At 62.1% G+C, this 23731-nt stretch carries 23 protein-coding genes; 14 read left to right on the forward strand and 9 right to left on the reverse strand.

The annotated features are described in order from the left end of the window. Nucleotides 1-646: 646 nt before the first annotated feature. Together BLP82_RS18920 and BLP82_RS18925 are read left to right on the forward strand one after the other, a co-directional pair. Nucleotides 647-1039 carry a DUF6124 family protein gene (locus tag BLP82_RS18920; protein WP_092171466.1) on the forward strand — a complete coding sequence of 131 codons (393 nt, stop codon included), beginning with the start codon at nucleotides 647-649 and terminating at the stop codon, nucleotides 1037-1039. Between the two features lie 297 nt (nucleotides 1040-1336). After that, the gene (locus BLP82_RS18925) at nucleotides 1337-1582 is read left to right on the forward strand and encodes a hypothetical protein (RefSeq protein WP_092171471.1); all 246 of its coding nucleotides are present in this window, start codon (nucleotides 1337-1339) and stop codon (nucleotides 1580-1582) included. 129 nt (nucleotides 1583-1711) lie between these two features. Here the strand turns inward: BLP82_RS18925 and BLP82_RS31710 are convergent, their stop codons facing one another. Beyond that, a complete protein-coding gene (locus BLP82_RS31710; protein WP_256576645.1) occupies nucleotides 1712-1837 on the reverse strand; it encodes a hypothetical protein in 126 nt (41 codons plus the stop codon). 154 nt (nucleotides 1838-1991) lie between these two features. Then, nucleotides 1992-2708, reverse strand: coding sequence for an SIMPL domain-containing protein (locus BLP82_RS18935; RefSeq protein ID WP_092171475.1), 717 nt, complete (start codon nucleotides 2706-2708; stop codon nucleotides 1992-1994). A 347-nt stretch (nucleotides 2709-3055) separates the two neighbouring features. Between BLP82_RS18935 and BLP82_RS18940 the strand changes: the two genes are divergently transcribed. From BLP82_RS18940 to BLP82_RS18955, 4 genes are all read left to right on the forward strand, one after another. Further along, a complete protein-coding gene (locus BLP82_RS18940) occupies nucleotides 3056-4315 on the forward strand; it encodes an ATP-binding protein (protein WP_092171480.1) in 1260 nt (419 codons plus the stop codon). Further along, nucleotides 4312-4872: a response regulator transcription factor gene (locus BLP82_RS18945; RefSeq protein WP_003177957.1), complete on the forward strand. Its 561-nt coding sequence runs from the start codon at nucleotides 4312-4314 to the stop codon at nucleotides 4870-4872. The genes BLP82_RS18940 and BLP82_RS18945 overlap by 4 nt, the downstream gene beginning before the upstream one ends. 96 nt (nucleotides 4873-4968) lie before the next feature. Next, on the forward strand, nucleotides 4969-6696 hold the full coding sequence (locus BLP82_RS18950) for an ABC transporter ATP-binding protein/permease (RefSeq protein WP_072410830.1): 1728 nt from the start codon (nucleotides 4969-4971) through the stop codon (nucleotides 6694-6696). 247 nt (nucleotides 6697-6943) lie between these two features. Then, nucleotides 6944-7690, forward strand: coding sequence for a FadR/GntR family transcriptional regulator (locus tag BLP82_RS18955; protein WP_092171484.1), 747 nt, complete (start codon nucleotides 6944-6946; stop codon nucleotides 7688-7690). 204 nt (nucleotides 7691-7894) lie between these two features. Here BLP82_RS18955 and BLP82_RS18960 read toward each other — a convergent pair whose 3' ends face one another. Next, entirely contained in the window at nucleotides 7895-8251 is a 357-nt protein-coding gene (locus tag BLP82_RS18960; protein ID WP_092171489.1) for a hypothetical protein, read from the reverse strand. Between the two features lie 368 nt (nucleotides 8252-8619). Between BLP82_RS18960 and kdgD the strand changes: the two genes are divergently transcribed. From kdgD to BLP82_RS18985, 5 genes are all read left to right on the forward strand, one after another. Then, complete coding sequence (gene kdgD, locus BLP82_RS18965) at nucleotides 8620-9531, forward strand: 5-dehydro-4-deoxyglucarate dehydratase (protein ID WP_092171493.1); 912 nt, start codon at nucleotides 8620-8622, stop codon at nucleotides 9529-9531. 129 nt (nucleotides 9532-9660) lie between these two features. After that, nucleotides 9661-11106 (forward strand): aldehyde dehydrogenase family protein, encoded by a 1446-nt coding sequence (locus BLP82_RS18970; RefSeq protein WP_092171497.1) that lies wholly within the window; start codon nucleotides 9661-9663, stop codon nucleotides 11104-11106. Nucleotides 11107-11287: 181 nt separating this feature from the next. Then, nucleotides 11288-12652, forward strand: coding sequence for an MFS transporter (locus tag BLP82_RS18975; RefSeq protein WP_060739175.1), 1365 nt, complete (start codon nucleotides 11288-11290; stop codon nucleotides 12650-12652). Between the two features lie 13 nt (nucleotides 12653-12665). Next, nucleotides 12666-14219 (forward strand): galactarate dehydratase, encoded by a 1554-nt coding sequence (gene garD, locus BLP82_RS18980; protein WP_092171502.1) that lies wholly within the window; start codon nucleotides 12666-12668, stop codon nucleotides 14217-14219. Nucleotides 14220-14399: 180 nt separating this feature from the next. Next, nucleotides 14400-15341, forward strand: a complete 942-nt coding sequence (locus BLP82_RS18985; protein ID WP_092171505.1) for an AEC family transporter — start codon at nucleotides 14400-14402, stop codon at nucleotides 15339-15341. Nucleotides 15342-15477: 136 nt separating this feature from the next. Here the strand turns inward: BLP82_RS18985 and BLP82_RS18990 are convergent, their stop codons facing one another. From BLP82_RS18990 to gatC, 6 genes are all read right to left on the reverse strand, one after another. Continuing rightward, nucleotides 15478-15858 (reverse strand): carboxymuconolactone decarboxylase family protein, encoded by a 381-nt coding sequence (locus tag BLP82_RS18990; protein ID WP_025211835.1) that lies wholly within the window; start codon nucleotides 15856-15858, stop codon nucleotides 15478-15480. Beyond that, nucleotides 15855-16913, reverse strand: a complete 1059-nt coding sequence (locus tag BLP82_RS18995) for a calcium/sodium antiporter (protein ID WP_371914142.1) — start codon at nucleotides 16911-16913, stop codon at nucleotides 15855-15857. Before BLP82_RS18995 ends, BLP82_RS18990 begins: the two co-directional genes overlap by 4 nt. A gap of 52 nt (nucleotides 16914-16965) precedes the next feature. Continuing rightward, nucleotides 16966-17343, reverse strand: a complete 378-nt coding sequence (locus BLP82_RS19000; protein ID WP_092171513.1) for a septal ring lytic transglycosylase RlpA family protein — start codon at nucleotides 17341-17343, stop codon at nucleotides 16966-16968. Between the two features lie 133 nt (nucleotides 17344-17476). After that, on the reverse strand, nucleotides 17477-18922 hold the full coding sequence (gene gatB, locus BLP82_RS19005; RefSeq protein WP_060739170.1) for an Asp-tRNA(Asn)/Glu-tRNA(Gln) amidotransferase subunit GatB: 1446 nt from the start codon (nucleotides 18920-18922) through the stop codon (nucleotides 17477-17479). 10 nt (nucleotides 18923-18932) lie between these two features. After that, entirely contained in the window at nucleotides 18933-20384 is a 1452-nt protein-coding gene (gene gatA, locus BLP82_RS19010) for an Asp-tRNA(Asn)/Glu-tRNA(Gln) amidotransferase subunit GatA (protein ID WP_092171518.1), read from the reverse strand. Between the two features lie 16 nt (nucleotides 20385-20400). Next, the gene (gatC, locus tag BLP82_RS19015; RefSeq protein ID WP_020297123.1) at nucleotides 20401-20688 is read right to left on the reverse strand and encodes an Asp-tRNA(Asn)/Glu-tRNA(Gln) amidotransferase subunit GatC; all 288 of its coding nucleotides are present in this window, start codon (nucleotides 20686-20688) and stop codon (nucleotides 20401-20403) included. Nucleotides 20689-20902: 214 nt separating this feature from the next. Here gatC and mreB point away from each other — a divergent pair, with 214 nt between their 5' ends. The 3 genes from mreB to mreD all read left to right on the forward strand — a co-directional run bounded on the left by mreB (nucleotide 20903) and on the right by mreD (nucleotide 23697). Continuing rightward, on the forward strand, nucleotides 20903-21940 hold the full coding sequence (mreB, locus tag BLP82_RS19020; RefSeq protein WP_002555108.1) for a rod shape-determining protein MreB: 1038 nt from the start codon (nucleotides 20903-20905) through the stop codon (nucleotides 21938-21940). A gap of 141 nt (nucleotides 21941-22081) precedes the next feature. Continuing rightward, nucleotides 22082-23212 carry a rod shape-determining protein MreC gene (mreC, locus tag BLP82_RS19025; RefSeq protein WP_092171522.1) on the forward strand — a complete coding sequence of 377 codons (1131 nt, stop codon included), beginning with the start codon at nucleotides 22082-22084 and terminating at the stop codon, nucleotides 23210-23212. After that, nucleotides 23209-23697, forward strand: a complete 489-nt coding sequence (mreD, locus tag BLP82_RS19030) for a rod shape-determining protein MreD (RefSeq protein WP_003197820.1) — start codon at nucleotides 23209-23211, stop codon at nucleotides 23695-23697. The genes mreC and mreD overlap by 4 nt, the downstream gene beginning before the upstream one ends. The last annotated feature ends 34 nt before the right edge of the window (nucleotides 23698-23731 follow it).

Raw genomic sequence — 23731 nt, forward strand, 5'->3', positions numbered from 1 at the left:
CCGCCGCGAAGGGCCATCCATGGCCCAGCGCGGCTATCCCGGCATCCATGCCGGGATGCCCACTCCACAATGCCTGCGTTCGGCCAGCGTGGTTAACGGGGCGCCGAGATCAACGTCCACCGCGAGGCGGCCTGACAGCCGGCCTGGTTCTCCGGTCGTACGTCGATCCATTGTGGGAGCGGGCTTGCTCGCGAAGGCGGCCTTGTAGCCGACCTGTTTCTTTCGGGTGTACCCGATTCACCAGTTGAAGCAACACGCCTCGTCCTCGTCGAACATTAATCCCGTGGCGAGGGAGCTTGCTCCCGCTGGGGCGCGAAGCGGCCCTAAAAGCAGCGACTCCATTTATCTGACACAACGCGGCGCTTGGGTTGGGTCTGCTGCGCAGCCCAGCGGGAGCAAGCTCCCTCGCCACGGGGTTTGCGGTGGGGCGGAAGGCTGCATAAATCATTCAGGTGCGTAGGAAGGATCCGCTCTCCAGAACGAAAGATCCGACAAGCTTTTAAGGTTGTCCCTCGGAAGTGGGCTCTCTAACCTTTTGCGTGTCGCTGCGAAACAGCGGCCGGGAGTGGGAACCCGAAATTAATAGGTCGTAAGCCTCACGACCATAACGGCAAGTGATGGCTCCAATTTCATCAGGAGCATTCGCATGAACGAAGGAAAGACTGAACCGAATTTCAACAGAACAAATCCATTGGCGGATTTCGACGCCATCGAAGACCTCCTAAAAGACCGCGCCGCCGCCGAGCGCGCCCTCGATCATTACCTGAATCCAAAAAAACCAGAGCCAAGCACCGATCAGCGCATCGATAGCCTGTTCTCAGTCACCGCCAAAGCCGACACCGATACGCTGCTCACCAGCACCTCGGAAACCCTGGCCTCGATAAAAGCCATGGCCGAGGACCTGGCATTCGAAGTGGAGGGCACGCGCCGGAGCGTGGCGTTGGGGATTCATCAGTTGGTGGAGCTGTGCCAGTTGCTGGTGGACAAGGCGTTGGATCAGGTCGAGGCACCGGCCAGTTCGGCCTGCCCGCCCACTTAAGGTCGGGCACCGTCCTGTGGCGAGGTAGCTTGCTCCCGCTGGGCTGCGCAGCAGACCCAAACCTGACACTTCGGTGTGTCAGACAGATTGAGTCGCTGCTGTTGGGGCCGCTTCGCGGCCCAGCGGGGATAAATCCCCTCGCCACAAAGAATGCTCGATTCTCCGTAGGCTCTACTGTGCGGACGTACACCTGATACTTCTGACAGTAGATTTTTGGAGGCATGGTTATAAGGTAGCAACAGGCGCGCTGCTAAGCGGCGATGCCGTATTGAGCTAATCCATGGAGGAGGTGTAGCGATGGCCGCCGAAGAAATCCGTATATCTCTTAACGACTTCGATAAAGACGAAAGCCCGGAGGTTCGGCTCGAGTTTTTTCGTGACAGCAAGAGTTACTTGCTCACCTTTGTCGCTTCTTCCCTGAAGGATGGACGCTACGACAAGGTGGGTATAAAAACCGATTTAAACGAAGATGGCGCACGCGACGAGCGAGATATTGAGTTGCTCACCCAGCTCGCACAGGCGGCTGTGCCTTTGCTGAAGTAAAGACCGTTTGATCGTTCCCACGCTCCGCGTGGGAATGCAGCCCGGGACGCTCCGCGTCCCTTTCCAAAGCCGAACGCGGAGCGTCCGTGGAGGCATTCCCACGCCGGAGCGTGGGAACGATCAGGCGGGTTACTGCAACGACACCTCAACCACCCCATCCGCCGTCATCGTCACCTTGCTGGTGCCCGCTTCCACGTCAGGTGTCACCGACTCCGCATCCATGGACGCGCCTTTCATCATCATCTGCGGGCGCATGTACGGTTGTGGGTAGCCGTTGGTATTGAGGTTTGATCGTTCCTACGCTCTGCGTGGGAATGCAGCCCGGGACGCTCTGCGTCCCTTTCCAAAGCCGAACGCGGAGCGTCCGTGGAGGCATTCCCACGCCGGAGCGTGGGAACGATCAGGCGGGTTACTGCAACAACACCTCAACCACCCCATCCGCCGTCATCGTCACCTTGCTGGTGCCCGCTTCCACGTCAGGTGTCACCGACTCCGCATCCATGGACGCGCCTTTCATCATCATCTGCGGGCGCATGTACGGTTGTGGGTAGCCGTTGGTGTTGAAGTTCAGGTTGACGATCTTGTAGCCCTTGCCGCCCAGGGCTTCGGTGGCCAGTTGAGCGCGGGCCTTGAAGGCGTTGACGGCGTCTTTGAGCAGGGCGTCTTCGCTGCTCTGGCGGGTGGCGGTGGCGATGGCGAAGTCCATGCCGCCCATTTTCATGTCGCCCAGCAGCTCGCCGGTGAGTTTGGACAGGGCGGCGAAGTCGGCGCTTTCCAGGCGCAGTTCGGCGCGCTCGCGCCAGCCGGTGATTTTCTGGCCCTTGTTGTCGTAGATCGGGTAGCTGTTACGGCTGCCCTGGCGCAGGGTGATGTCCTTGACCTCTTTGGCCTGGCCGATGGCTTTGTTCACCGTAGTGCTGACAGCGGCGGCGAGTTTGGCCGGGTCGGTGTTCTGTTCTTCGGTGTAGAGGGTCACGATCATCAGGTCGCGGGCCACTTCCTGGCTGACTTCGGCGCGCAGGGAAATCTGGTTGTAGTGCAGCTCATCGGCGGCCAGGGCCGGCAGGCTGGCGGCGGTGCCGAGGCTGAAGGCGAGCAGGGCGACGTGGCGACTGAACGTGTGCATGAAAGCTCCTTGGGATGGGGGCGCAGGGGTGAGGTCCGGGCCTGCGTGAAGGATAAGACTCTAGCTTTTATGGGCGAGTTCGCACAGTTACAACTTCTATACAGATGCGAAGGTCAGTGGCGCTTTTGTGGCGAGGGGATTTATCCCCGTTGGACTGCGCAGCAGTCCCTAAGATGTTTGCCTGTAAAATTTGGGGGCCGCTTCGCGCCCAGCGGGGATAAATCCCCTCGCCACAAGGGAATGCAGCGAGGCTGGAGGCTGTGGCGCTTTGCCGCATATCTGCCGCTGCAACCCGCGCCTTGGTTATACTCCGTGCGATCCGCCTGGAGCGCTCATCAGGAGAGCTCATGCTCGCCCCTTTGCAAATGACTTCCGCTTCCCGCCAGAACCTCTGGCGCCTGACATTCATCCGTATTCTGGTCCTGGCGGCCCAGGCCGGCTCCGTGGGGCTCGCCTATTGGTTCGACCTGCTGCCGCTGCCCTGGCTGCAGTTGGCGATCACCCTGGTCTGTTCCAGTGTGCTCTGCGCGCTGACGGCGATTCGCCTGCGTGCCTCGTGGCCGGTGACCGAGTTGGAATATGCGGTGCAGTTGGCCGGCGACTTGTTTATCCACAGCGCGCTGCTGTATTTCTCCGGCGGCTCCACCAACCCCTTCGTCTCTTATTACCTGGTGCCGCTGACCATCGCCGCCGTGACATTGCCGTGGCGGTATTCGCTGATCCTTTCCGGCATCGCCCTGGCGCTGTACACCTTGCTGCTGGCGCGTTTCTACCCGCTGGAAACCTTCCCCATCGCCCGGGAGAACCTGCAGATCTACGGCATGTGGCTGAGTTTCGCCCTGGCGGCGGCGGTCATCACTTTTTTTGCCGCGCGCATGGCCGAGGAGTTGCGCCGCCAGGAAGAGCTGCGGGCCATCCGCCGTGAAGAGGGCCTGCGGGACGAGCAATTGCTGGCCGTGGCGACCCAGGCCGCCGGCGCCGCCCACGAACTGGGCACACCGCTGGCGACCATGAGCGTGCTGCTCAAGGAAATGCGCCAGGACCATCATGACCCGGCACTGCAGGACGATCTCAGCGTGCTTCAGGATCAGGTCAAGCTCTGCAAGGAAACCCTGCAATACCTGGTGCGTGCCGCCGAGGCCAATCGCCGGTTGGACATCGACATGCAGGCGGTCACCTTCTGGCTCGACGATGCCCTGAACCGCTGGCACCTGATGCGCCCGGAAGCCAGTTATCGCTTCCAGTGCCTGGGCAAGGGCGTGGTGCCGCGCATGGCGCCGCCGCCAGACCTGACCCAAGCGTTGTTGAACCTGCTGAACAATGCCGCCGATGCCTGTCCCGACAACCTGGAAGTGGCGTTGGACTGGAACGCTTATGAACTGACTATCTGCATTCGCGACCACGGTGCCGGTGTGCCGCTGGCGATTGCCGAGCAGATCGGCAAGCCGTTCTATACCACCAAGGGCAAAGGTTTCGGCCTGGGCCTGTTCTTGAGCAAAGCCAGCGTGACACGCGCCGGCGGCTCGGTGAAACTCTACCCCCACGAGGAAGGCGGCACGCTCACCGAGCTGCGCCTGCCCCATGCCGACCGAGGAGACGAAACATGAGTGACGAGATCCAAGTCGACGGCGAAGAACTGCCGCACCTGTTGCTGGTGGATGACGACGCCACCTTCACCCGCGTCATGGCCCGGGCCATGTCCCGCCGCGGTTTTCGCGTGAGTACCGCAGGTTCCGCCGAGGAGGGCCTGACCATCGCCCAGGCCGACCTGCCCGACTATGCCGCCCTGGACCTGAAAATGGACGGCGATTCGGGCCTGGTGCTGTTGCCCAAGTTGCTGGAGTTGGACCCGGAGATGCGGGTGGTGATCCTCACCGGTTATTCGAGCATCGCCACCGCGGTCGAGGCCATCAAGCGCGGCGCCTGCAATTACCTGTGCAAACCGGCGGATGCCGATGACGTGCTGGCGGCGCTGTTGTCCGAGCACGCCGACCTCGACACCCTGGTGCCGGAAAACCCCATGTCGGTGGATCGCCTGCAATGGGAGCATATCCAGCGGGTGCTGACCGAGCACGAAGGCAATATCTCCGCCACCGCCCGTGCCCTGGGCATGCACCGGCGGACCTTGCAGCGCAAATTGCAAAAGCGTCCCGTGCGTCGCTGAACCTGCGCTGAACAGGTGTTGTCCACCCTCGCGACACATCGGGCCGTTGCTTTATGATCGGCCCGAGTCTGTTTTATTCTTTATCGAGCCTTAACCATGAATCAGAACGCTGAATATTCCGCGGTCAATGACGCGGTGCGCGGGCAGTTTTTCCGCCGTGTCTGGCAAATGACCACGCCGTACTGGCGCAGTGAGGAGAAGGGCAAGGCCTGGACGCTGTTGATCGCGGTCATCGCGCTGTCGTTGTTCAGCGTGGCGATCTCGGTGTGGATCAACAGTTGGTACAAGGATTTCTATAACGCCCTGCAAGAGAAGAACAGCGCGGCGTTCTGGCAGTTGATCCTGTATTTCTGCGGCATCGCAGCGGTGGCGATCCTCGGCGCCGTCTATCGCTTGTACCTCACGCAGATGCTCACCATTCGTTGGCGGGCCTGGCTCACCGAGCAGCATTTCGCTCGCTGGTTGGGCAACAAGAATTACTACCGGCTGGAGCAAGGGGGGTATACCGACAACCCGGACCAGCGGATTTCCGAAGACCTCAACAGTTTCACCACCAATACCCTGGGCCTGGGGCTGGGATTGCTGCGCACCGTGGTCAGCCTGGTGTCGTTCTCGATCATCTTGTGGGGCGTGTCCGGCAGCATCGAAGTGTTCGGCTACACCATCCCCGGCTACATGTTCTGGTGCGCCCTGGTGTATGCGGCGGTGGGCAGTTGGCTGACGCACCTGATCGGCCGACGCCTGATCGGGCTGAACAACAATCAGCAACGCTTCGAAGCCGACCTGCGTTTCTCCATGGTCCGGGTGCGTGAAAACGCCGAAAGCATTGCGCTGTACAACGGCGAACCGAACGAGAACCGCCGCCTGAGCGGGCGCTTCGGCCTGGTCTGGCATAACTTCTGGGACATCATGCGGGTGTCCAAGCGCCTGACGTTCTTCACCTCTGGCTATGGCCAGATCGCGATCATCTTCCCGTTCATCGTTGCCGCACCGCGTTACTTCGCCGGCAAGATCCAGCTGGGCGAGCTCATGCAGATCAACTCGGCCTTCGGCAATGTGCAGGAGAACTTCAGCTGGTTCATCAGCGCTTACGCCGACCTTGCCGCGTGGCGCGCCACCTGCGATCGTCTGCTGAGCTTCCGCCAGGCCATGAGTGACAACGAAGACCGCGTGCCGGCCATCGATGTGCAGAACCAGGGGAGTGCGTTGGCGGTTCATAACCTCGGCTTGGACCTGGCCGACGGTCGTCATCTGCTCGACAACGCCGACATGAGTGTGGCGCCGGGTGAGCGGGTCATGCTCAGCGGTCGTTCCGGCAGTGGCAAATCCACCCTGTTTCGCGCGATGGGGCATTTGTGGCCCGCGGGGCACGGGACGATCCGGCTTCCGGCGGCGCGTTACCTGTTCCTGCCGCAGAAACCCTATCTGCCCATTGGCAGCCTGCGGGAAGTGTTGAGTTATCCACAGGCTGGCGACGTCTACCCCAACGAACGTTATGCTCAGGTGCTGGAAACCTGCCGCCTGCCGCACTTGATCCCGCGGCTGGATGAAAGCAACCACTGGCAGCGCATGCTCTCGCCTGGCGAGCAACAACGCCTGGCCTTTGCCCGCGCATTGCTTTATGCACCGCAATGGTTGTACATGGACGAAGCCACATCGGCGATGGACGAAGAAGACGAGGCGACGCTGTACCAGGCGCTGATCGACCAGTTGCCGGGCCTGAGCATCGTCAGCGTCGGCCATCGAAGCAGTTTGAAACGTTTCCATCCGCGACATGTGCGTATCGAAAATGGCCAACTGGTGGAGCGCACCGTGACCGCTTGATGACCATCGCCGAGCATTACTGTGGCGAGGGGATTTATCCCCGCTGGGCGCGAAGCGCCCCATCAAATCACAGGTCCCTACCCATGCGGCCTGTTGACCTATCAAGGGGCTGCTACGCAGCCCAACGGGGATAAATCCCCTCGCCACAACGGCAGTCCTCAGCGAGGGCTGCCCGGTTGGGCGGTGATCGTACAACCACGTTGCGCTATGATGTTGTCATTCAGCCGCTTGCCGAGACACAGACACAATGGAAAACCCGATCGACGTACCCCGCCTTCCCCGCAAGCGCCGCAGCCTGGCGCAGGAACTGGTGACGGTGCTGACCGAGCAGATTCGCGACGGCCTGCTCAAGCGTGGCGATAAATTGCCCACCGAGTCGGCGATCATGGAAGCCCATGGCGTCAGCCGCACCGTGGTGCGCGAGGCGATTTCCCGGTTGCAGGCCGCCGGCCAGGTGGAAACCCGCCATGGCATCGGCACCTTCGTGCTGGACACGCCCAGCCCGAGCGGTTTTCGCATCGACCCGGCCACGGTGGTCACCTTGCGGGACGTACTGGCGATCCTGGAGTTGCGCATCAGCCTGGAAGTGGAATCCGCCGGGCTCGCGGCGCAGCGCCGCAGCGAAGAGCAACTGGCGACGATGCGCGCCGCCCTCGACGCCTTGAAGGAAAGCGCCGCCCACGCCAGCGACGCGGTGGCCTCGGACTTCGCCTTCCACCTGGAAATCGCCCTCTCCACCGGCAACCGCTACTTCACCGACATCATGACCCACCTGGGCACCAGCATCATCCCGCGTACCCGGCTGAACTCGGCGCGCCTGGCCCACGACGACCACCAGCACTACATGGACCGCCTGAGCCGCGAGCACGAGGAAATCTACGAAGCCATCGCCCGCCAGGACTCCGACGCGGCCCGTGCGGCCATGCGTTTGCACCTGACCAACAGCCGCGAAAGGCTGCGCCAGGCCCATGAAGAGGCCCAGGCCCAGGGCTGAAATGTGCTCGGACACGTTGGACACATGCTGTGGCGAGGGGATTTATCCCCGCTGGACTGCGAAGCAGTCCCAAGACTGATACCTCGGTGTATCAGGTTGATCTGATCGTCACTTCTGGGGTCGCTGCGCAACCCAACGGGGATAAATCCCCTCGCCACAGGGAAATGGTGTGCGCCTGTCTGACCAAATGACAGGCACGCCGTCCTACGCGCTGATCCGCAACATTTGCGGCTCGGATGTATCGGGATCCCAGCTCTCGTAGCTAACCTCATAACGAAGCTCAACCAATTGGCCGACGTAAGCTGCCAAGTCGGTATTGGTTAGCGTCATTGTCACATCCTTGCGTGGCGTACCTTCCTCGCCGTCGGTCAGAGGTGTAAACGCGCCTACCGGAGTGGGAGGCGTCGAGCCGACGCCCAGAGTCAGTCGGGCGTTCGAGTACGGGTCGAAAGCTGCATCCGGAATTTTCACGGTTAACGTCTTTGTCTTTGCCAAGCTGATCGTGACTTCCCCGGTGGCTGGAAAATCCTTGAGCATCGGTTTCGCATACGTCTTCGCCATGATGTCACTCCTTGTGAGGCGGCCTTGATCGTTGCGTACGGGCGACTCACTTTAAAGATTTCAGAAAAGGACCATAGCCGGGCGTCGCACGGCCACACTGCCGTTATGCCTCCTTCCCGTAATCTCGCCTACTGACAGAGTTGACAGTCGCGATGAGCGGTCCGGGGGACTCGCTCCCAAGTTTCATTGGCTCTCAATTTCGCCGGATGGCCCGATTTACAAGGCTTCGCGACCAACCTCCATGCCCTCACACCTGACAAAGGACGAAATACAGTTGACGTCTACATTTTAAGTTGTACGATGACCTACAACTTCTGGCCGAAGCTTAACCATCTCATACACATTTTGCGTCCCAGGGTGTTCGAATAATGAATCCACAAGAACTGAAGTCCATCCTCTCGTCTGGCCTGCTGTCGTTCCCGGTCACCGATTTCACTGCCCAAGGCGATTTCAATCGCGACAGCTACATCAAACGCCTCGAGTGGCTGGCCCCGTATGGCGCCTCTGCACTGTTCGCAGCGGGCGGCACTGGTGAATTCTTCTCCCTGGCCGCTAGCGAGTATTCGCAGGTTATCAAGACCGCCGTCGATACCTGCGCCACCAGCGTGCCAATCCTTGCCGGTGTTGGCGGTGCCACCCGCCAGGCCATCGAATACGCTCAAGAAGCCGAGCGCCTGGGCGCCAAGGGCTTGCTGCTGCTGCCGCACTACCTGACCGAAGCCAGCCAGGACGGCGTTGCCGCCCACGTTGAAGCCGTGTGCAAATCGGTGAAAATCGGCGTGGTGGTGTACAACCGCAACGTCTGCCGCCTGAACGCCACCCAGCTGGAACAACTGGCCGAGCGCTGCCCGAACCTGATCGGCTACAAGGATGGCCTGGGCGATATCGAACTGATGGTCTCGATCCGTCGTCGCCTCGGCGATCGTTTCAGCTACCTGGGCGGCCTGCCGACCGCTGAAGTCTACGCTGCGGCCTACAAGGCCTTGGGCGTGCCGGTCTACTCCTCGGCGGTGTTCAACTTCATCCCGAAAACCGCGATGGACTTCTACCACGCCATTGCCCGCGACGATCATGAGACCGTCGGCAAAATCATCGACGAGTTCTTCCTGCCTTACCTGGACATCCGCAATCGCAAGGCCGGTTACGCCGTGAGCATCGTCAAGGCCGGCGCGAAAATCGTTGGCTACGACGCAGGTCCTGTGCGCACGCCGCTGACCGATCTGCTGCCAGAAGAATACGAAGCCCTGGCCGCGCTGATCGACAAGCAAGGCAAGCAATAACAGACCCGACAAGGCCGCTGAGTAATCAGCGGCTTTTTGCGTAAGGCTCGATCGTTCCCATGCTCTGCGTGGGAATGCAGCCAGGGACGCTCGGCGTTCCTAGACAGCTTTTGTAGAAGGAGTAGCTCCGTGGCAGATGCAAAGCGTTTCGATAACTACATCAACGGTCAGTGGGTGGCCGGTGCCGACTATTGCACCAACATCAACCCGTCTGACTTGTCCGATGTCATCGGTGAATACGCCAAGGCTGACGCAGCGCAAGTCAACGCCGCCATCGAAGCCGCCCGCGCCGCGTTCCCGGCCTGGTCGACCTCGGGCATCCAGGCCCGTCACGATGCGCTGGACAAAGTCGGCAGCGAGATCCTCGCCCGCCGCGAAGAACTCGGCCAATTGCTGGCCCGGGAAGAGGGCAAGACCCTGCCTGAAGCCATCGGCGAAGTGACCCGCGCCGGCAACATCTTCAAATTCTTCGCCGGTGAATGTCTGCGCCTGTCGGGCGACTACGTGCCGTCGGTGCGCCCAGGCGTCAACGTCGAAGTCACCCGCGAAGCCCTCGGTGTGGTCGGCCTGATCACCCCGTGGAACTTCCCGATCGCCATCCCCGCGTGGAAGATCGCCCCGGCCCTGGCCTACGGCAACTGTGTGGTGATCAAGCCCGCCGAGCTGGTGCCAGGCTGCGCCTGGGCCCTGGCCGAGATCATTTCCCGCGCCGGTTTCCCGGCTGGTGCGTTCAACCTGGTGATGGGCAGCGGCCGCGTCGTCGGTGAAGTCCTGGTCAACAGCCCGAAAGTCGACGGCATCAGCTTCACCGGTTCCGTGGGCGTGGGCCGGCAGATCGCGGTCAACTGCGTGTCGCGCCAGGCCAGGGTGCAGCTGGAGATGGGCGGCAAGAACCCGCAGATCATCCTCGACGACGCCGACCTCAAGCAAGCCGTCGAACTGGCGGTGCAGAGCGCGTTCTACTCCACCGGCCAACGTTGCACGGCCTCCAGTCGCCTGATCGTCACCGCCGGCATCCACGACAAGTTCGTTGTGGCCATGGCCGAGCGCATGCAATCGATCAAGGTCGGTCATGCGTTGAAGGCCGGCACCGACATCGGCCCGGTGGTTTCCGAAGCCCAGCTCAACCAGGACTTGAAGTACATCGACATCGGCCAGAGCGAAGGCGCGCGGCTGGTCAGCGGTGGTGGTTTGGTGACGTGCGATACCGAAGGTTATTTCCTGGCGCCGACCCTGTTCGCCGACAGCGAAGCCTCGATGCGCATCAGCCGCGAAGAGATCTTCGGCCCGGTGGCCAACGTCGTGCGCGTGGCTGACTACGAGGCAGCGCTGGCCATGGCCAACGACACCGAGTTCGGTCTGTCGGCTGGTATCGCCACCACCTCGCTGAAGTATGCCAACCACTTCAAGCGCCATTCCCAGGCGGGCATGGTGATGGTCAACCTGCCCACCGCCGGCGTGGATTACCACGTGCCGTTCGGCGGGCGCAAAGGCTCGTCCTATGGTTCGCGTGAGCAAGGTCGCTACGCGCAAGAGTTCTACACCGTGGTTAAAACTTCTTACATCGGCTCCTGAAACACCGCAGAACCCTGTAGGAGCTGCCGAAGGCTGCGATCTTTTGACCTTGATTTGTGAGGTGTTCGCTCATGACTCAATTGTCTGGGGAAAGATCGCAGCCTCGTTGCACTCGGCAGCTCCTACACGGGCATAACACGACATTTACCCGCATAAAAATAAATAGTGGGAGTACATCTACATGCAAGCGACCAAGCCGACACACGTCCGCTATTTGATCCTGCTCATGCTGTTTCTGGTGACGACGATCAACTATGCCGACCGTGCCACCATCGCCATCGCTGGCTCCAGCCTGCAAAAAGACCTCGGTATCGATGCCGTCACCCTCGGTTATATCTTCTCCGCTTTCGGCTGGGCCTATGTGGCCGGGCAGATTCCCGGCGGCTGGCTGCTCGACCGTTTCGGCTCGAAAAAAATCTATGCCTTGAGCATTTTCACCTGGTCGCTGTTCACCGTGCTGCAAGGCTATGTGGGTGAATTCGGCATGTCCACGGCTGTGGTTGCGCTGTTCATGCTGCGCTTCCTGGTTGGGCTGGCCGAAGCGCCGTCCTTCCCGGGCAACGCACGGATCGTCGCCGCCTGGTTCCCCACCGCAGAACGCGGCACCGCCTCGGCGATCTTCAACTCGGCGCAGTATTTCGCCACCGTGTTGTTCGCACCGCTGATGGGCTGGATCGTCTACCGTTTCGGCTGGCAGCACGTGTTCATCGTGATGGGCGTGATCGGCATCGTGTTCTCGCTGATCTGGCTGAAAGTGATCTACAGCCCGCGTCAGCACCCGATGATCAACGAGGCCGAGTTCAATCACATCGCCGCCAACGGCGCGATGGTCGACATGGACCAGGACAAGGGCAAGGAAAAGAAAGCCGACGGTCCGAAGTGGGATTACATCCGTCAACTGCTGACCAACCGCATGATGCTGGGCGTATACCTGGGCCAGTACTGCATCAACGGCATCACGTACTTCTTCCTGACCTGGTTCCCGGTGTACCTGGTGCAGGAACGCGGCATGACCATCCTCAAGGCCGGATTCATCGCGTCCTTGCCGGCCATCTGCGGTTTCATCGGCGGCGTGCTGGGCGGGGTGATTTCCGACTACCTGCTGCGCAAGGGCCACTCGCTGACCTTCGCCCGCAAAGCGCCGATCATCGCCGGCCTGCTGGTGTCCAGCAGCATCGTGGCGTGCAACTACGTGGACATCGAATGGATGGTGGTGGGCTTCATGGCCCTGGCCTTCTTCGGTAAAGGCGTCGGAGCGCTGGGCTGGGCCGTGGTTTCCGACACGTCGCCAAAACAGATCGCCGGCCTGAGTGGTGGCCTGTTCAACACCTTCGGCAACCTGGCATCGATCACTACGCCAATCGTCATCGGCTACATCATCAGCTCCACTGGCTCGTTCAAATGGGCACTGGTGTTCGTCGGTTGCAACGCGCTGATGGCGGTGTTCAGCTACCTGGTCATCGTCGGGCCGATCAAGCGTGTCGTGCTCAAGGAACCAACGGCCAAGGATGCCGGCATCTCCAGCCTGTCCGAAGCTAAATCCTGAAGGAGCGGCAGCAATGCAATTGATTGAACATGCCGACTCGCCCCGTTACATCCGCTTGCATGAGCGGGACAACGTGGTGATCGTCGTCAACGACCAGGGCGTACCGGCCGGGACCGAGTTCCCGGACGGCCTGGTCACCGTGGACTTTGTGCCCCAGAGCCACAAGGTCACGCTGCAGGATATTCCCGAGGGTGGCGAGGTGATTCGCTACGGCCAGGTCATTGGCTACGCGTTGCAACCGATCCCCCGTGGCAGCTGGGTCAAGGAAGACCAGTTGCGCATGCCCACCGCGCCGCCGCTGGACAGCCTGCCGCTGTCCACCGATGTGCCGGAGGCCGATGCGCCGCTGGAGGGCTACACTTTCGAGGGTTATCGCAACGCCGACGGCACCGTTGGCACGCGCAACATCCTGGGCATCACCACCACGGTGCAGTGCGTGACCGGGGTGCTGGACCATGCGGTCAAGCGCATCAAGGATGAGCTGCTGCCCAAGTACCCGAACGTCGATGACGTGGTGGCGCTGACCCACAGCTATGGCTGTGGCGTGGCGATCACCGCCACCGACGCCTACATCCCGATTCGTACCGTGCGCAACCTGGCACGCAACCCGAACCTGGGAGGCGAGGCACTGGTGATCAGCCTGGGCTGCGAGAAATTGCAGGCCGGGCAGGTGATGCATGAGAACGACAGCTCGGTGGACCTCAGCGAGCCGTGGTTGTATCGCTTGCAGGATTCGAGTCACGGTTTCACCGAAATGATCGAGCAGATCATGGAATTGGCCGAGACCCGCCTGAAGAAACTCGACCTGCGCCGTCGCGAAACCGTGCCGGCCTCGGAGCTGATCCTGGGCATGCAGTGCGGCGGCAGCGATGCGTTTTCCGGCATCACCGCCAACCCGGCCCTGGGTTATGCCTCGGACCTGTTGCTCCGGGCGGGGGCAACGGTGATGTTTTCCGAAGTCACCGAAGTGCGCGATGCGATCTACCTGCTGACCTCCCGGGCGCAAACCCAGGAAGTCGCCCAGGAGCTGGTGCGGGAGATGGACTGGTACGACCGCTACCTGGCCAAGGGCGAGGCCGATCGCAGTGCCAACACCACGCCTGGCAACAAGAAGGGCGGGCTGTCGAACATCGTCGAAAAATCCCTGGGCTCGATCGTCAAGTCTGGCAGCAGCGCGATCAACGGTGTGCTCGGTCCGGGCGAGCGCTTCAAGCAAAAGGGCCTGATCTTCTGCGCCACGCCGGCCAGTGATTTTGTCTGCGGCACCTTGCAACTGGCGGCGGGGATGAACCTGCATGTGTTCACCACCGGCCGGGGCACGCCGTACGGCTTGGCCATGGCCCCAGTGGTGAAGGTCTCGACCCGTACCGAACTGGCCCAGCGCTGGCCGGACCTGATCGACATCGACGCCGGTCGGATCGCCACCGGACGGGCGACCATCGAAGAGTTGGGTTGGGAGCTGTTCCACTACTACCTGGACGTGGCCAGCGGCAAGAAGCAAACCTGGGCCGAGCGGCACAAGCTGTACAACGACATCACCTTGTTCAACCCGGCGCCGATTACCTGACCTAGCGTTGTCGTTGATCGTTCCCACGCTCCGCGTGGGAATGCCTCTGCGGACGCTCCGCGTTCGGATCTTGGGACGCGGAGCGTCCTTGGCTGCATTCCCACGCAGAGCGTGGGAACGATCAGTGGGAAAGTGGCTTATCATTAGCCACCTAACGACACCCCTCTCAAGGTCCCCGGCATGCTGGCAATTTTCCTCGAAACCCTGAACGTCACCGCGCCGGTGTTTGCCATGCTGTTTCTGGGGGTGTTGCTCAAGCGCATCGACTGGATCAACGACAACTTCATCCACATCGCCTCGTCCCTGGTGTTCAACGTCACCATGCCGGCGCTGTTGTTCCTTGGCATCCTGCATGCCGACTTGCATGCGGCCTTGCAACCTGACCTGCTGATCTATTTCTCCGTCGCCACCCTGGTGAGCTTTGCGATGGCCTGGGGCTGGGCGATCTGGCGTTGCCTGCGGGAAGATCGCGGCATCTACACCCAAGGTGCGTTCCGCGGCAACAACGGGGTCATCGGCCTGGCGCTGGCGGCGAGCATGTATGGCGACTACGGGATTTCCCTGGGGGCGATTCTCGCGGCGCTGGTCATCCTGTTCTACAACACCTTGTCGACCATCGTCCTGGCGGTCTACAGCCCGGTGATCAAGTCCGACCCGTGGAGCATCTGCAAAAGCGTGATCAGCAATCCGCTGATCATCAGCGTGATCGTCGCCGCGCCGTTCGCCTACTGGCAGATCGGCGTGCCCAACTGGTTCGAGACCTCGGCCAAGTACCTGTCGCAAATGACCTTGCCCCTGGCGCTGATCTGCATCGGCGGCACGCTATCGCTGGCGGCCCTGCGCAAGAGCGGCAAGATGGCCCTGAGTTCGAGCCTGGTGAAAATGGTCGGCCTGCCGCTGGTGGCTACCCTCGGTGCCTGGCTCTGGGGCTTTCGCGGGGCGGAACTGGGGATCCTGTTCCTGTACTTCGGAAGCCCCACCGCCGCCGCGAGCTTCGTCATGGCACGGGCGGCCGATGGCAACCATGAACTGGCGGCGGCGATCATCGTGATCACCACCTTGATGGCGGCGATTACCACCAACCTGGGGATCTTTGTGTTGCAGTGGGGTGGGTGGATCTAGGTTCTGAGAGGACGGTGTGCTTGAGGGCCAATCGCGAGCAAGCTCGCTCCCACAGGAGGTTCGTGGCGTACACAAATTTTGTGTTCAGCGCCGGTCAACTGTGGGAGCGAGCTTGCTCGCGATAGCGATCTAACGATCACTCCGGCTTCTGGTAGCTATCGATCACTTCCTGCGCCGCCCGAAACGCATCGATCGCCGCCGGTACGCCCGCGTACACCGCGCAATGCAGCAACGCCTCGCGAATCTCTTCCACCGTGCAACCGTTGTTCAGCGCGCCGCGCACGTGGCCTTTGAGTTCCTGCGGGCACTTGAGGGCGGTGAGGGCGGCGAGGGTGATCAGGCTTCGGGTCTTCAGCGGCAGCCCCTCGCGTTGCCAGACACTGCCCCAGGCATGTTCGTTGACGAAGTCTTGCAACGGCTGGGTGAACTCGGTGGCGTTGCCCAGGGCGCGGTCGACGAACGCGTCGCCCATGACCTGGCGACGCATGTCCAGGCCGGTCTTTGGAGTGTCGGTCATGGCAAATCCCTCTTGTGATGTTGGCGGCGCCAGGCGCGCAGGGAGGTGAACAGCAAAAACGCGAGCAGGGCCGGCAGCACATAGAACAGCATCAGCCGTTCCAGTTGGCCGGCCAGGGGCATGCCGGTGGTGAACGACACCACGTGCAGCCCGTAGGCCAGGTACAAGCCCAGGAACAACAGGCCTTCGGCACGGGTGACGCGATAACCGGAATAGAACACCGGCAGGCACAGCACCGCCACGCCGAGCATCACCGGCAGGTCGAAATCCAGGGCGTTCGGCGAGACCGACAGTGGCGTGGGCGCGGCGAGGGCGGTGACCCCCAGCACGCCCAGCAGGTTGAACAGGTTGCTGCCGATCACGTTGCCCACCGCAATGTCCCGCTGGCCCCGCAAAGCGGCGATCAGCGAAGTGGCGAGCTCCGGCAGCGAGGTGCTGACGGCGACGATGGTCAGGCCGATGATGCGTTCCGAGAGCCCGAGGTCCGTCGCCACTTCCACCGCCGCTCCCAGCAACAGGTGCCCGGCGAAAACCAGCATCGCCAGGCCCGACGCAATCATCAACACACTCTTGAGCCAGGACAGGTGGGCCACGTCGCCCCCCACCGGGTGCGGTCGCCCCGAATGCCGTGACTGGCGCAGCAACAGCCCGAGGTACACCGCCAGGGCCAGCAGAAGCCAGACGCCGTCCAACCGGGTCAGTTCTTCGTTCCAGGCCAGCACGAACACCAGCAGGCTGGCACCGATCATCAGTGGGATGTCCAGGCGCACCAGTTGGCGCGAGACGCGTAACGGAATGATCAGCGCCGACAACCCGAGGGTGACGAGGATGTTGAAGATGCCGCTGCCGATCACGCTGCCCACGGCGATGTCGGCGTTCTGTGCCAGGGTCGCCTGCAGGCTGACGGCCATTTGCGGCGCGCTGCTGCCGAAGGCGACGACGGTCAGGCCGATGATCAGTGGTCGTACCTGCAAGCGGGCCGCCAGGCCCACGGCGGCGCGCACCAGCAGTTCGGCGCCGCCGATCAGCAACAGCAGAGCGCCGAGCAATTCCATCAGGCTGAGCAGCGGTAGGGCGGTGAGTAGGGAAATGGCCGGGCTCCGTCTATCAATCGTCGAGGGCTTGCACGCGCACCCGTGCGGTGCCGCTGCGCAGCATGCCCAGTTGCTCGGCGGCTTCGCGGGACACGTCGATCAAACGGCCTCGGGAGTATGGGCCACGGTCGTTGATGCGCACCACCACGCTGTTATTGTTGCCCAGGTTGGTGATTTTCACCCGAGTGCCGAACGGCAACTGGCGATGGGCGGCGGTCAGGCCGTTCTGGTTGAAACGCTCGCCGCTGGCGGTGCGCTTGCCATGGTGCCTGGCACCGTAATAAGAGGCGACGCCGGTCTGGTCGTAGCCGTGTGGATCGACCGTCCCGCTCTGGCTGGCGCAACCGGCCAGCAAGGACAGCAGGGCGCAGGCGCCGAGGAGACGCTTCATTCAATGACCCCATGATCGTACCCACGCTCTGCGTGGGAATGCAGCCCGTGACGCTCTGCGTCACAAAAAGCGGACGCGGAGCGTCCAGTGAGGCGTTCCCACGCAGAGCGTGGGAACGATCACCGTCTAGCAATCAGCCCTCGAGCTTGCTTTTCAGCAGTTCGTTGACCTGTTGCGGGTTGGCCTTGCCCTTGGAGGCTTTCATGGCCTGGCCGACGAAGAAGCCGAACATCTTGCCGCGCTTGGCTTCGTCTGCCGCACGGTATTGTTCGACCTGCTCGGCGTTGGCCGCGAGCATTTCATCGAGCACGGCGCTGATCGCCCCGGTGTCGGTGACCTGCTTCAAGCCGCGCTTCTCGATGATTTCGTCGGCGCTGCCTTCACCATTGGCCATGGCTTCGAACACCATCTTGGCGATCTTGCCGGAAATGGTGTTGTCCTTGATCCGCAGCAGCATTCCGCCCAGTTGCTCGGCCGAGACCGGCGACTCATCGATTTCCAGGCCTTGCTTGTTCAACAGGCTGCCCAACTCGACCATCACCCAGTTGGCCGCCAGCTTGGCGTCGCCGCCGATGCTCACGACTTTTTCGAAGTAATCGGCCTGTTCGCGGCTGGTGGCCAGGACGTTGGCGTCATAGCTCGACAGGCCGAACTGCGCCTGGAAGCGCTCGCGTTTCTGCGGCGGCAGTTCCGGCAGGGTGGCGCGCACGTCATTGAGGAACGAGTCCTCGATGACCACCGGCAGCAGGTCCGGGTCGGGGAAGTAACGGTAGTCGTTGGCTTCTTCCTTGCTGCGCATCGGACGGGTCTCGTCCTTGTTCGGGTCATACAGGCGGGTTTGCTGGATGACCTTGCCGCCGTCCTCGATCAGTTCGATCTGGCGCTGGATCTCGCTGTTGATCGCCTTCTCGATGAAGCGGAACGAGTTGACGTTCTTGATCTCGCAGCGGGTGCCGAACTCGACCTGGCCCTTGGGCCGGATCGACACGTTGCAGTCGCAGCGCAGCGAGCCTTCGGCCATGTTGCCGTCGCAGATGCCCAGGTAGCGCACCAGTGCGTGGATCGCCTTGACGTAGGCCACGGCTTCCTTGGCGCTGCGCATGTCCGGCTCGGAGACGATCTCCAGCAGCGGCGTGCCGGCACGGTTCAGGTCGATGCCGGTGGCGCCGTTGAACTCTTCGTGCAGGCTTTTGCCGGCGTCTTCTTCCAGGTGCGCCCGGGTGATGCCGACGCGCTTGACCGTGCCGTCTTCCAGGGCGATGTCCAGGTGGCCCTTGCCGACGATCGGCAGTTCCATCTGGCTGATCTGGTAGCCCTTGGGCAGGTCCGGGTAGAAGTAGTTCTTGCGGGCGAACACGTTGTGCTGGCCGATCTCGGCGTCAATCGCCAGGCCGAACATCACTGCCATGCGCACGGCTTCGGCGTTGAGCACTGGCAGCACGCCGGGCATGCCCAGGTCGACCAGGCTGGCCTGGGTGTTGGGCTCGGAGCCGAATGTGGTGGAGCTACCGGAAAAGATTTTCGACCGGGTGGTGAGCTGGGTATGAATCTCCAGCCCGATCACGACTTCCCATTGCATGTGTTTCTCCTCAGAAGCCGGTTGGGGTGCGGGTGTGCCAGTCAGTGTTCTGCTGGTACTGGTGCGCCACATTGAGCAGGCGGCCTTCCTGGAAGTACGGCGCGAGCAACTGTACACCTACCGGCAGGCCATCGACGAAACCGGCCGGCATGGACAGGCCCGGCAAGCCGGCGAGGTTGGCGGTGATGGTGTAGACGTCTTCCAGGTATTCGGCGACCGGGTCGCTGTTCTTGGCGCCGAGCTTCCAGGCCGGGTTCGGCGTGGTCGGGCCGAGAATGATGTCGACCTCGTTGAAGGCGGCCATGAAGTCGTTCTTCACCAGGCGGCGGATTTTCTGCGCCTTGAGGTAGTAGGCGTCGTAGTAACCGGCGGACAGCGCATAGGCGCCGACCATGATCCGGCGCTGCACTTCGGCACCGAAGCCTTCGCCACGGGAGCGCTTGTACAGGTCGATCAGGTTTTCCGGGTTCTCGCAGCGATAGCCGAAGCGCACACCGTCGAAGCGCGACAGGTTCGAGGACGCTTCCGCCGGGGCGATCACGTAGTACGCCGGAATCGCGTGCTGCATGTTCGGCAGGCTGATTTCCTTGATGACCGCGCCGAGCTTCTCCAGCTCTTTGACGCTGTTGTGGACCAACTCGGCGATGCGCGGGTCGAGGCCGGCGCTGAAGTATTCCTTCGGCACGCCGATGCGCAGGCCTTGCAGCGAGCCGTTGAGGCTGGCGCTATAGTCCGGCACGGGCTCATCGATGCTGGTGGAATCGTTCGGGTCGAAGCCGGCCATGCCTTGCAGCAGGATCGCGCAGTCTTCGGCGGTGCGCGCCAGCGGGCCGCCCTGGTCGAGGCTGGAGGCGTAGGCGATCATGCCCCAGCGCGAGACACGACCGTAGGTCGGCTTGAGGCCGGTGAGGTTGGTGAACGCCGCTGGCTGGCGAATCGAGCCGCCGGTGTCGGTGGCGGTAGCGGCCGGCAACAGGCGCGCGGCCACGGCGGCGGCGGAACCGCCGGACGAGCCGCCCGGTACGTGTTCCAGGTTCCATGGGTTCTTCACGGCGCCGTAGTGGCTCGACTCGTTGGCCGAGCCCATGGCGAATTCGTCCATGTTGGTCTTGCCCAGGGTCACGGTGCCAGCGGCGGCCAGCTTGGCGACCACGGTGGCGTCGTACGGGGCCTTGAAGTTGTCGAGCATCTTCGAGCCGCAGCTGGTGCGGATGCCCTGGGTGCAGAACAAGTCCTTGTGGGCAATCGGCGCACCGAGCAGGGCGCCGGTTTCACCGTTGGCGCGACGGGCGTCGGCGGCCTTGGCCTGGCTCAGGGCCAGCTCCTGGGTGAGGCTGATGAAGCTGTTGAGCTGCGGGTCGAGTTGGGCGATGCGCGCCAGCAGGACCTGGGTCAGCTCTTCGGAAGAAAACTTTTTGTCGGCGAGTCCGCGGGCGATCTCGGCCAGGGTCATGTGATGCATGAGAGGCTCTTTCCCTTTAGTCGATGACTTTCGGAACCAGGTACAGGCCGTTTTCGACCGCTGGTGCGATGGACTGGTAGGCCTCGCGGTGATTGGACTCGGTCACGACGTCGGCGCGCAGGCGCTGGCTGGCTTCCAGTGGGTGGGCCAGCGGTTCGATACCGTCGGTGTCGACCGCCTGCATCTCGTCGACCAGCCCCAGAATGCTGTTCAGGGCAGAAGTAATGTGTGGAAGATCGGCTTCATTGAGGCCCAGACAGGCCAGATGAGCGATTTTTTCCACGTCGGAGCGTTCAAGCGCCATGGGATTCTCCAGTGGAAAACAAAACGGACGCAGTCTGTCCGTGTGTTAGATTGTCGGAACACTACCGCATTTCTACGGTCTTACGGCCGCGATTGTGGGGTTTGGTGCACAGAAAAGCAGCCAATTTAACATATTGGCGCCTTGCCCAAAATCCCTGTCGTTGTTAGAGTTTGCCGCACTTTTTTACCCACGCGTTGCCTAGGGTCCCTTTCCCATGTTCAAGAAACTGCGTGGCATGTTTTCCAGCGATCTTTCAATCGACCTGGGCACTGCCAACACCCTTATTTACGTGCGCGAGCGCGGTATCGTCCTGAATGAACCCTCGGTCGTGGCCATCCGCACCCACGGTAACCAGAAGAGTGTCGTGGCTGTCGGTACGGAAGCCAAGCGCATGCTGGGCCGTACACCGGGCAACATCGCGGCCATTCGCCCAATGAAGGACGGCGTGATCGCCGACTTCAGCGTCTGCGAAAAGATGCTGCAGTACTTCATCAACAAGGTTCACGAAAACAGCTTTTTGCAGCCCAGCCCTCGTGTGCTGATCTGCGTTCCATGCAAGTCCACCCAGGTAGAGCGTCGCGCTATCCGTGAATCGGCCCTCGGTGCCGGTGCCCGTGAAGTGTTTCTGATCGAAGAACCCATGGCCGCTGCCATCGGTGCCGGGCTGCCGGTGGAAGAAGCCCGCGGCTCGATGGTCGTCGACATCGGTGGCGGTACCACTGAAATCGCGCTGATCTCCCTCAACGGTGTGGTCTACGCCGAATCCGTACGTGTGGGCGGCGACCGTTTCGACGAAGCGATCATCACTTATGTACGTCGCAACTACGGCAGCCTGATCGGCGAATCCACCGCCGAGCGTATCAAGCAGGAAATCGGCACGGCCTACCCAGGCGGTGAAGTGCGTGAAGTCGACGTGCGCGGTCGCAACCTGGCCGAAGGCGTTCCACGGGCCTTTACCCTCAATTCCAACGAAGTGCTCGAAGCGCTGCAAGAGTCGCTGGCGACCATCGTCCAGGCCGTCAAGAGCGCCCTGGAGCAGTCGCCGCCGGAACTGGCCTCGGATATCGCCGAGCGCGGCCTGGTGTTGACCGGTGGTGGTGCGCTGTTGCGTGACCTCGACAAGCTGTTGGCCCAGGAAACCGGCCTGCCGGTGATCGTTGCCGAAGACCCGTTGACCTGCGTTGCCCGCGGCGGTGGCCGTGCATTGGAAATGATGGACAAACACACCATGGACCTGCTCTCCAGCGAATAAGTCTGGCGCAGTGGCCTATGTTGTTCGCTCTCGGGCAGCACTTTGCAGTGCTGCCCGTTGGCGTTTATCTTCTGTCATTCGTATCCAGGCCGGTTTGATGCCGTATGAATAAAGAAAACATTTGCCTGGGAGGAGCGGCCTATTAAACCGCTTTTCGCCAAAGGCCCCTCATTGGGTGTGCGCCTGCTGGTGCTGACCGTGCTATCGGTCGCGCTGATGGTGGTCGATGCCCGCTTCACGCTGCTCAAGCCTGTACGCAGCCAGATGTCGCTGGTGTTGATGGAATCCTATTGGATCACCGACCTGCCGCAGCGCTTGTGGCAAGGTGTCGCCAGCCAATTTGGCAGTCGGACCGAACTGGTCGCCGAAAACGAAAAACTCAAGACCGAAAACCTGCTGTTGCAGGGGCGCATGCAGAAGCTGGCGGCCCTCACCGAGCAGAACGTGCGACTGCGCGAGTTGCTCAACTCCTCCGCACTGGTCAACGAGAAGGTCGAAGTGGCCGAGTTGATCGGCATGGACCCCAACCCCTTCACCCATCGCATCCTGATCAACAAGGGCGAGCGCGACGGTGTGGTCCTCGGCCAACCGGTGCTCGATGCCCGGGGCCTGATGGGCCAGGTGGTGGAGTTGATGCCCTATACGTCTCGCGTGCTGTTGTTGACCGATACCACCCACAGCATTCCGGTGCAGGTCAACCGCAATGGCCTGCGGGCGATTGCCAGCGGCACCGGCAACCCGGAGCGCCTGGAACTGCGGCACGTGGCCGATACCGCCGATATCAAGGAAGGCGACCTGCTGGTCAGTTCCGGCCTCGGCCAGCGTTTCCCGGCTGGGTATCCGGTGGCGACGGTCAAGGAAGTCATCCATGACTCCGGCCAGCCGTTCGCCATTGTGCGCGCGGTGCCGACGGCGGCGCTGAATCGCAGCCGCTACCTGCTGCTGGTCTTCAGCGACAACCGCACGCCCGAAGAGCGCGCCAACGACGCTGCCGTGGCCCAGGAAGCCCAGGATCGGCAGGGCGGCGAGCCGGCCGCCCCGGCTACGGCTGCGCCGGCGCCAGTCCCTGCCATCGTGCCAAAACCACCCGTGCCTGCACCGGCTCCGGCAGCAACGCCGGCGGCCGCACCGGCCGCGCCTGCTGCGAAACCGACCCGGTCGGCCACCCACGCGCCCACCGCGCAGCCTGCTCAGCCAGCCCGGCCCGCGGCCAAACCGCCAGCCTCCACGCCGGCCACCGCGCCAGCCACCAGGGGAGCACGAGAAGAATGAGCAGTACCCAATCCGGTAACGGCTGGATGGTCTGGTTGACCTTCGCCATCGGCCTGTTGCTCAGCGTTTCACCGCTGCCGCAGTTCATGGAAATCCTGCGCCCCCTGTGGCTGGCCCTGTTGCTGGCCTTCTGGGCGCTGGCCTTGCCCCACAAGGTCGGCATGGTTACCGCCTGGTGCCTGGGCCTGGCCGAGGACGTGCTTTACGGCACGTTGCTGGGGCAGAACGCGTTGATCCTGACGCTGATCACTTTCCTGGTGCTGTCGCTGCAACAACGCTTGCGGATGTTCCCCATGTGGCAGCAGTGCCTGGTGATCCTGGTGATCTTCGGCCTGGCGCAACTGGTGCAGCTGTGGCTCAGCGCGCTGACCGGCAATCGCCAGCCAACCCTGGCGCTGGTCTTGCCAGCCCTGGTCAGTGCCTTGCTCTGGCCATGGGTCAGCTTCGGTTTGCGTGGCCTGCGCCTGCGTTTCAAAATCAACTGATTCGGTCAGGCATTGGCCTTGATAGGGAGATGTC

The organism is Pseudomonas sp. NFACC37-1 (assembly GCF_900101575.1).
Classification (GTDB): Bacteria; Pseudomonadota; Gammaproteobacteria; order Pseudomonadales; family Pseudomonadaceae; genus Aquipseudomonas; species Aquipseudomonas fluorescens_AA.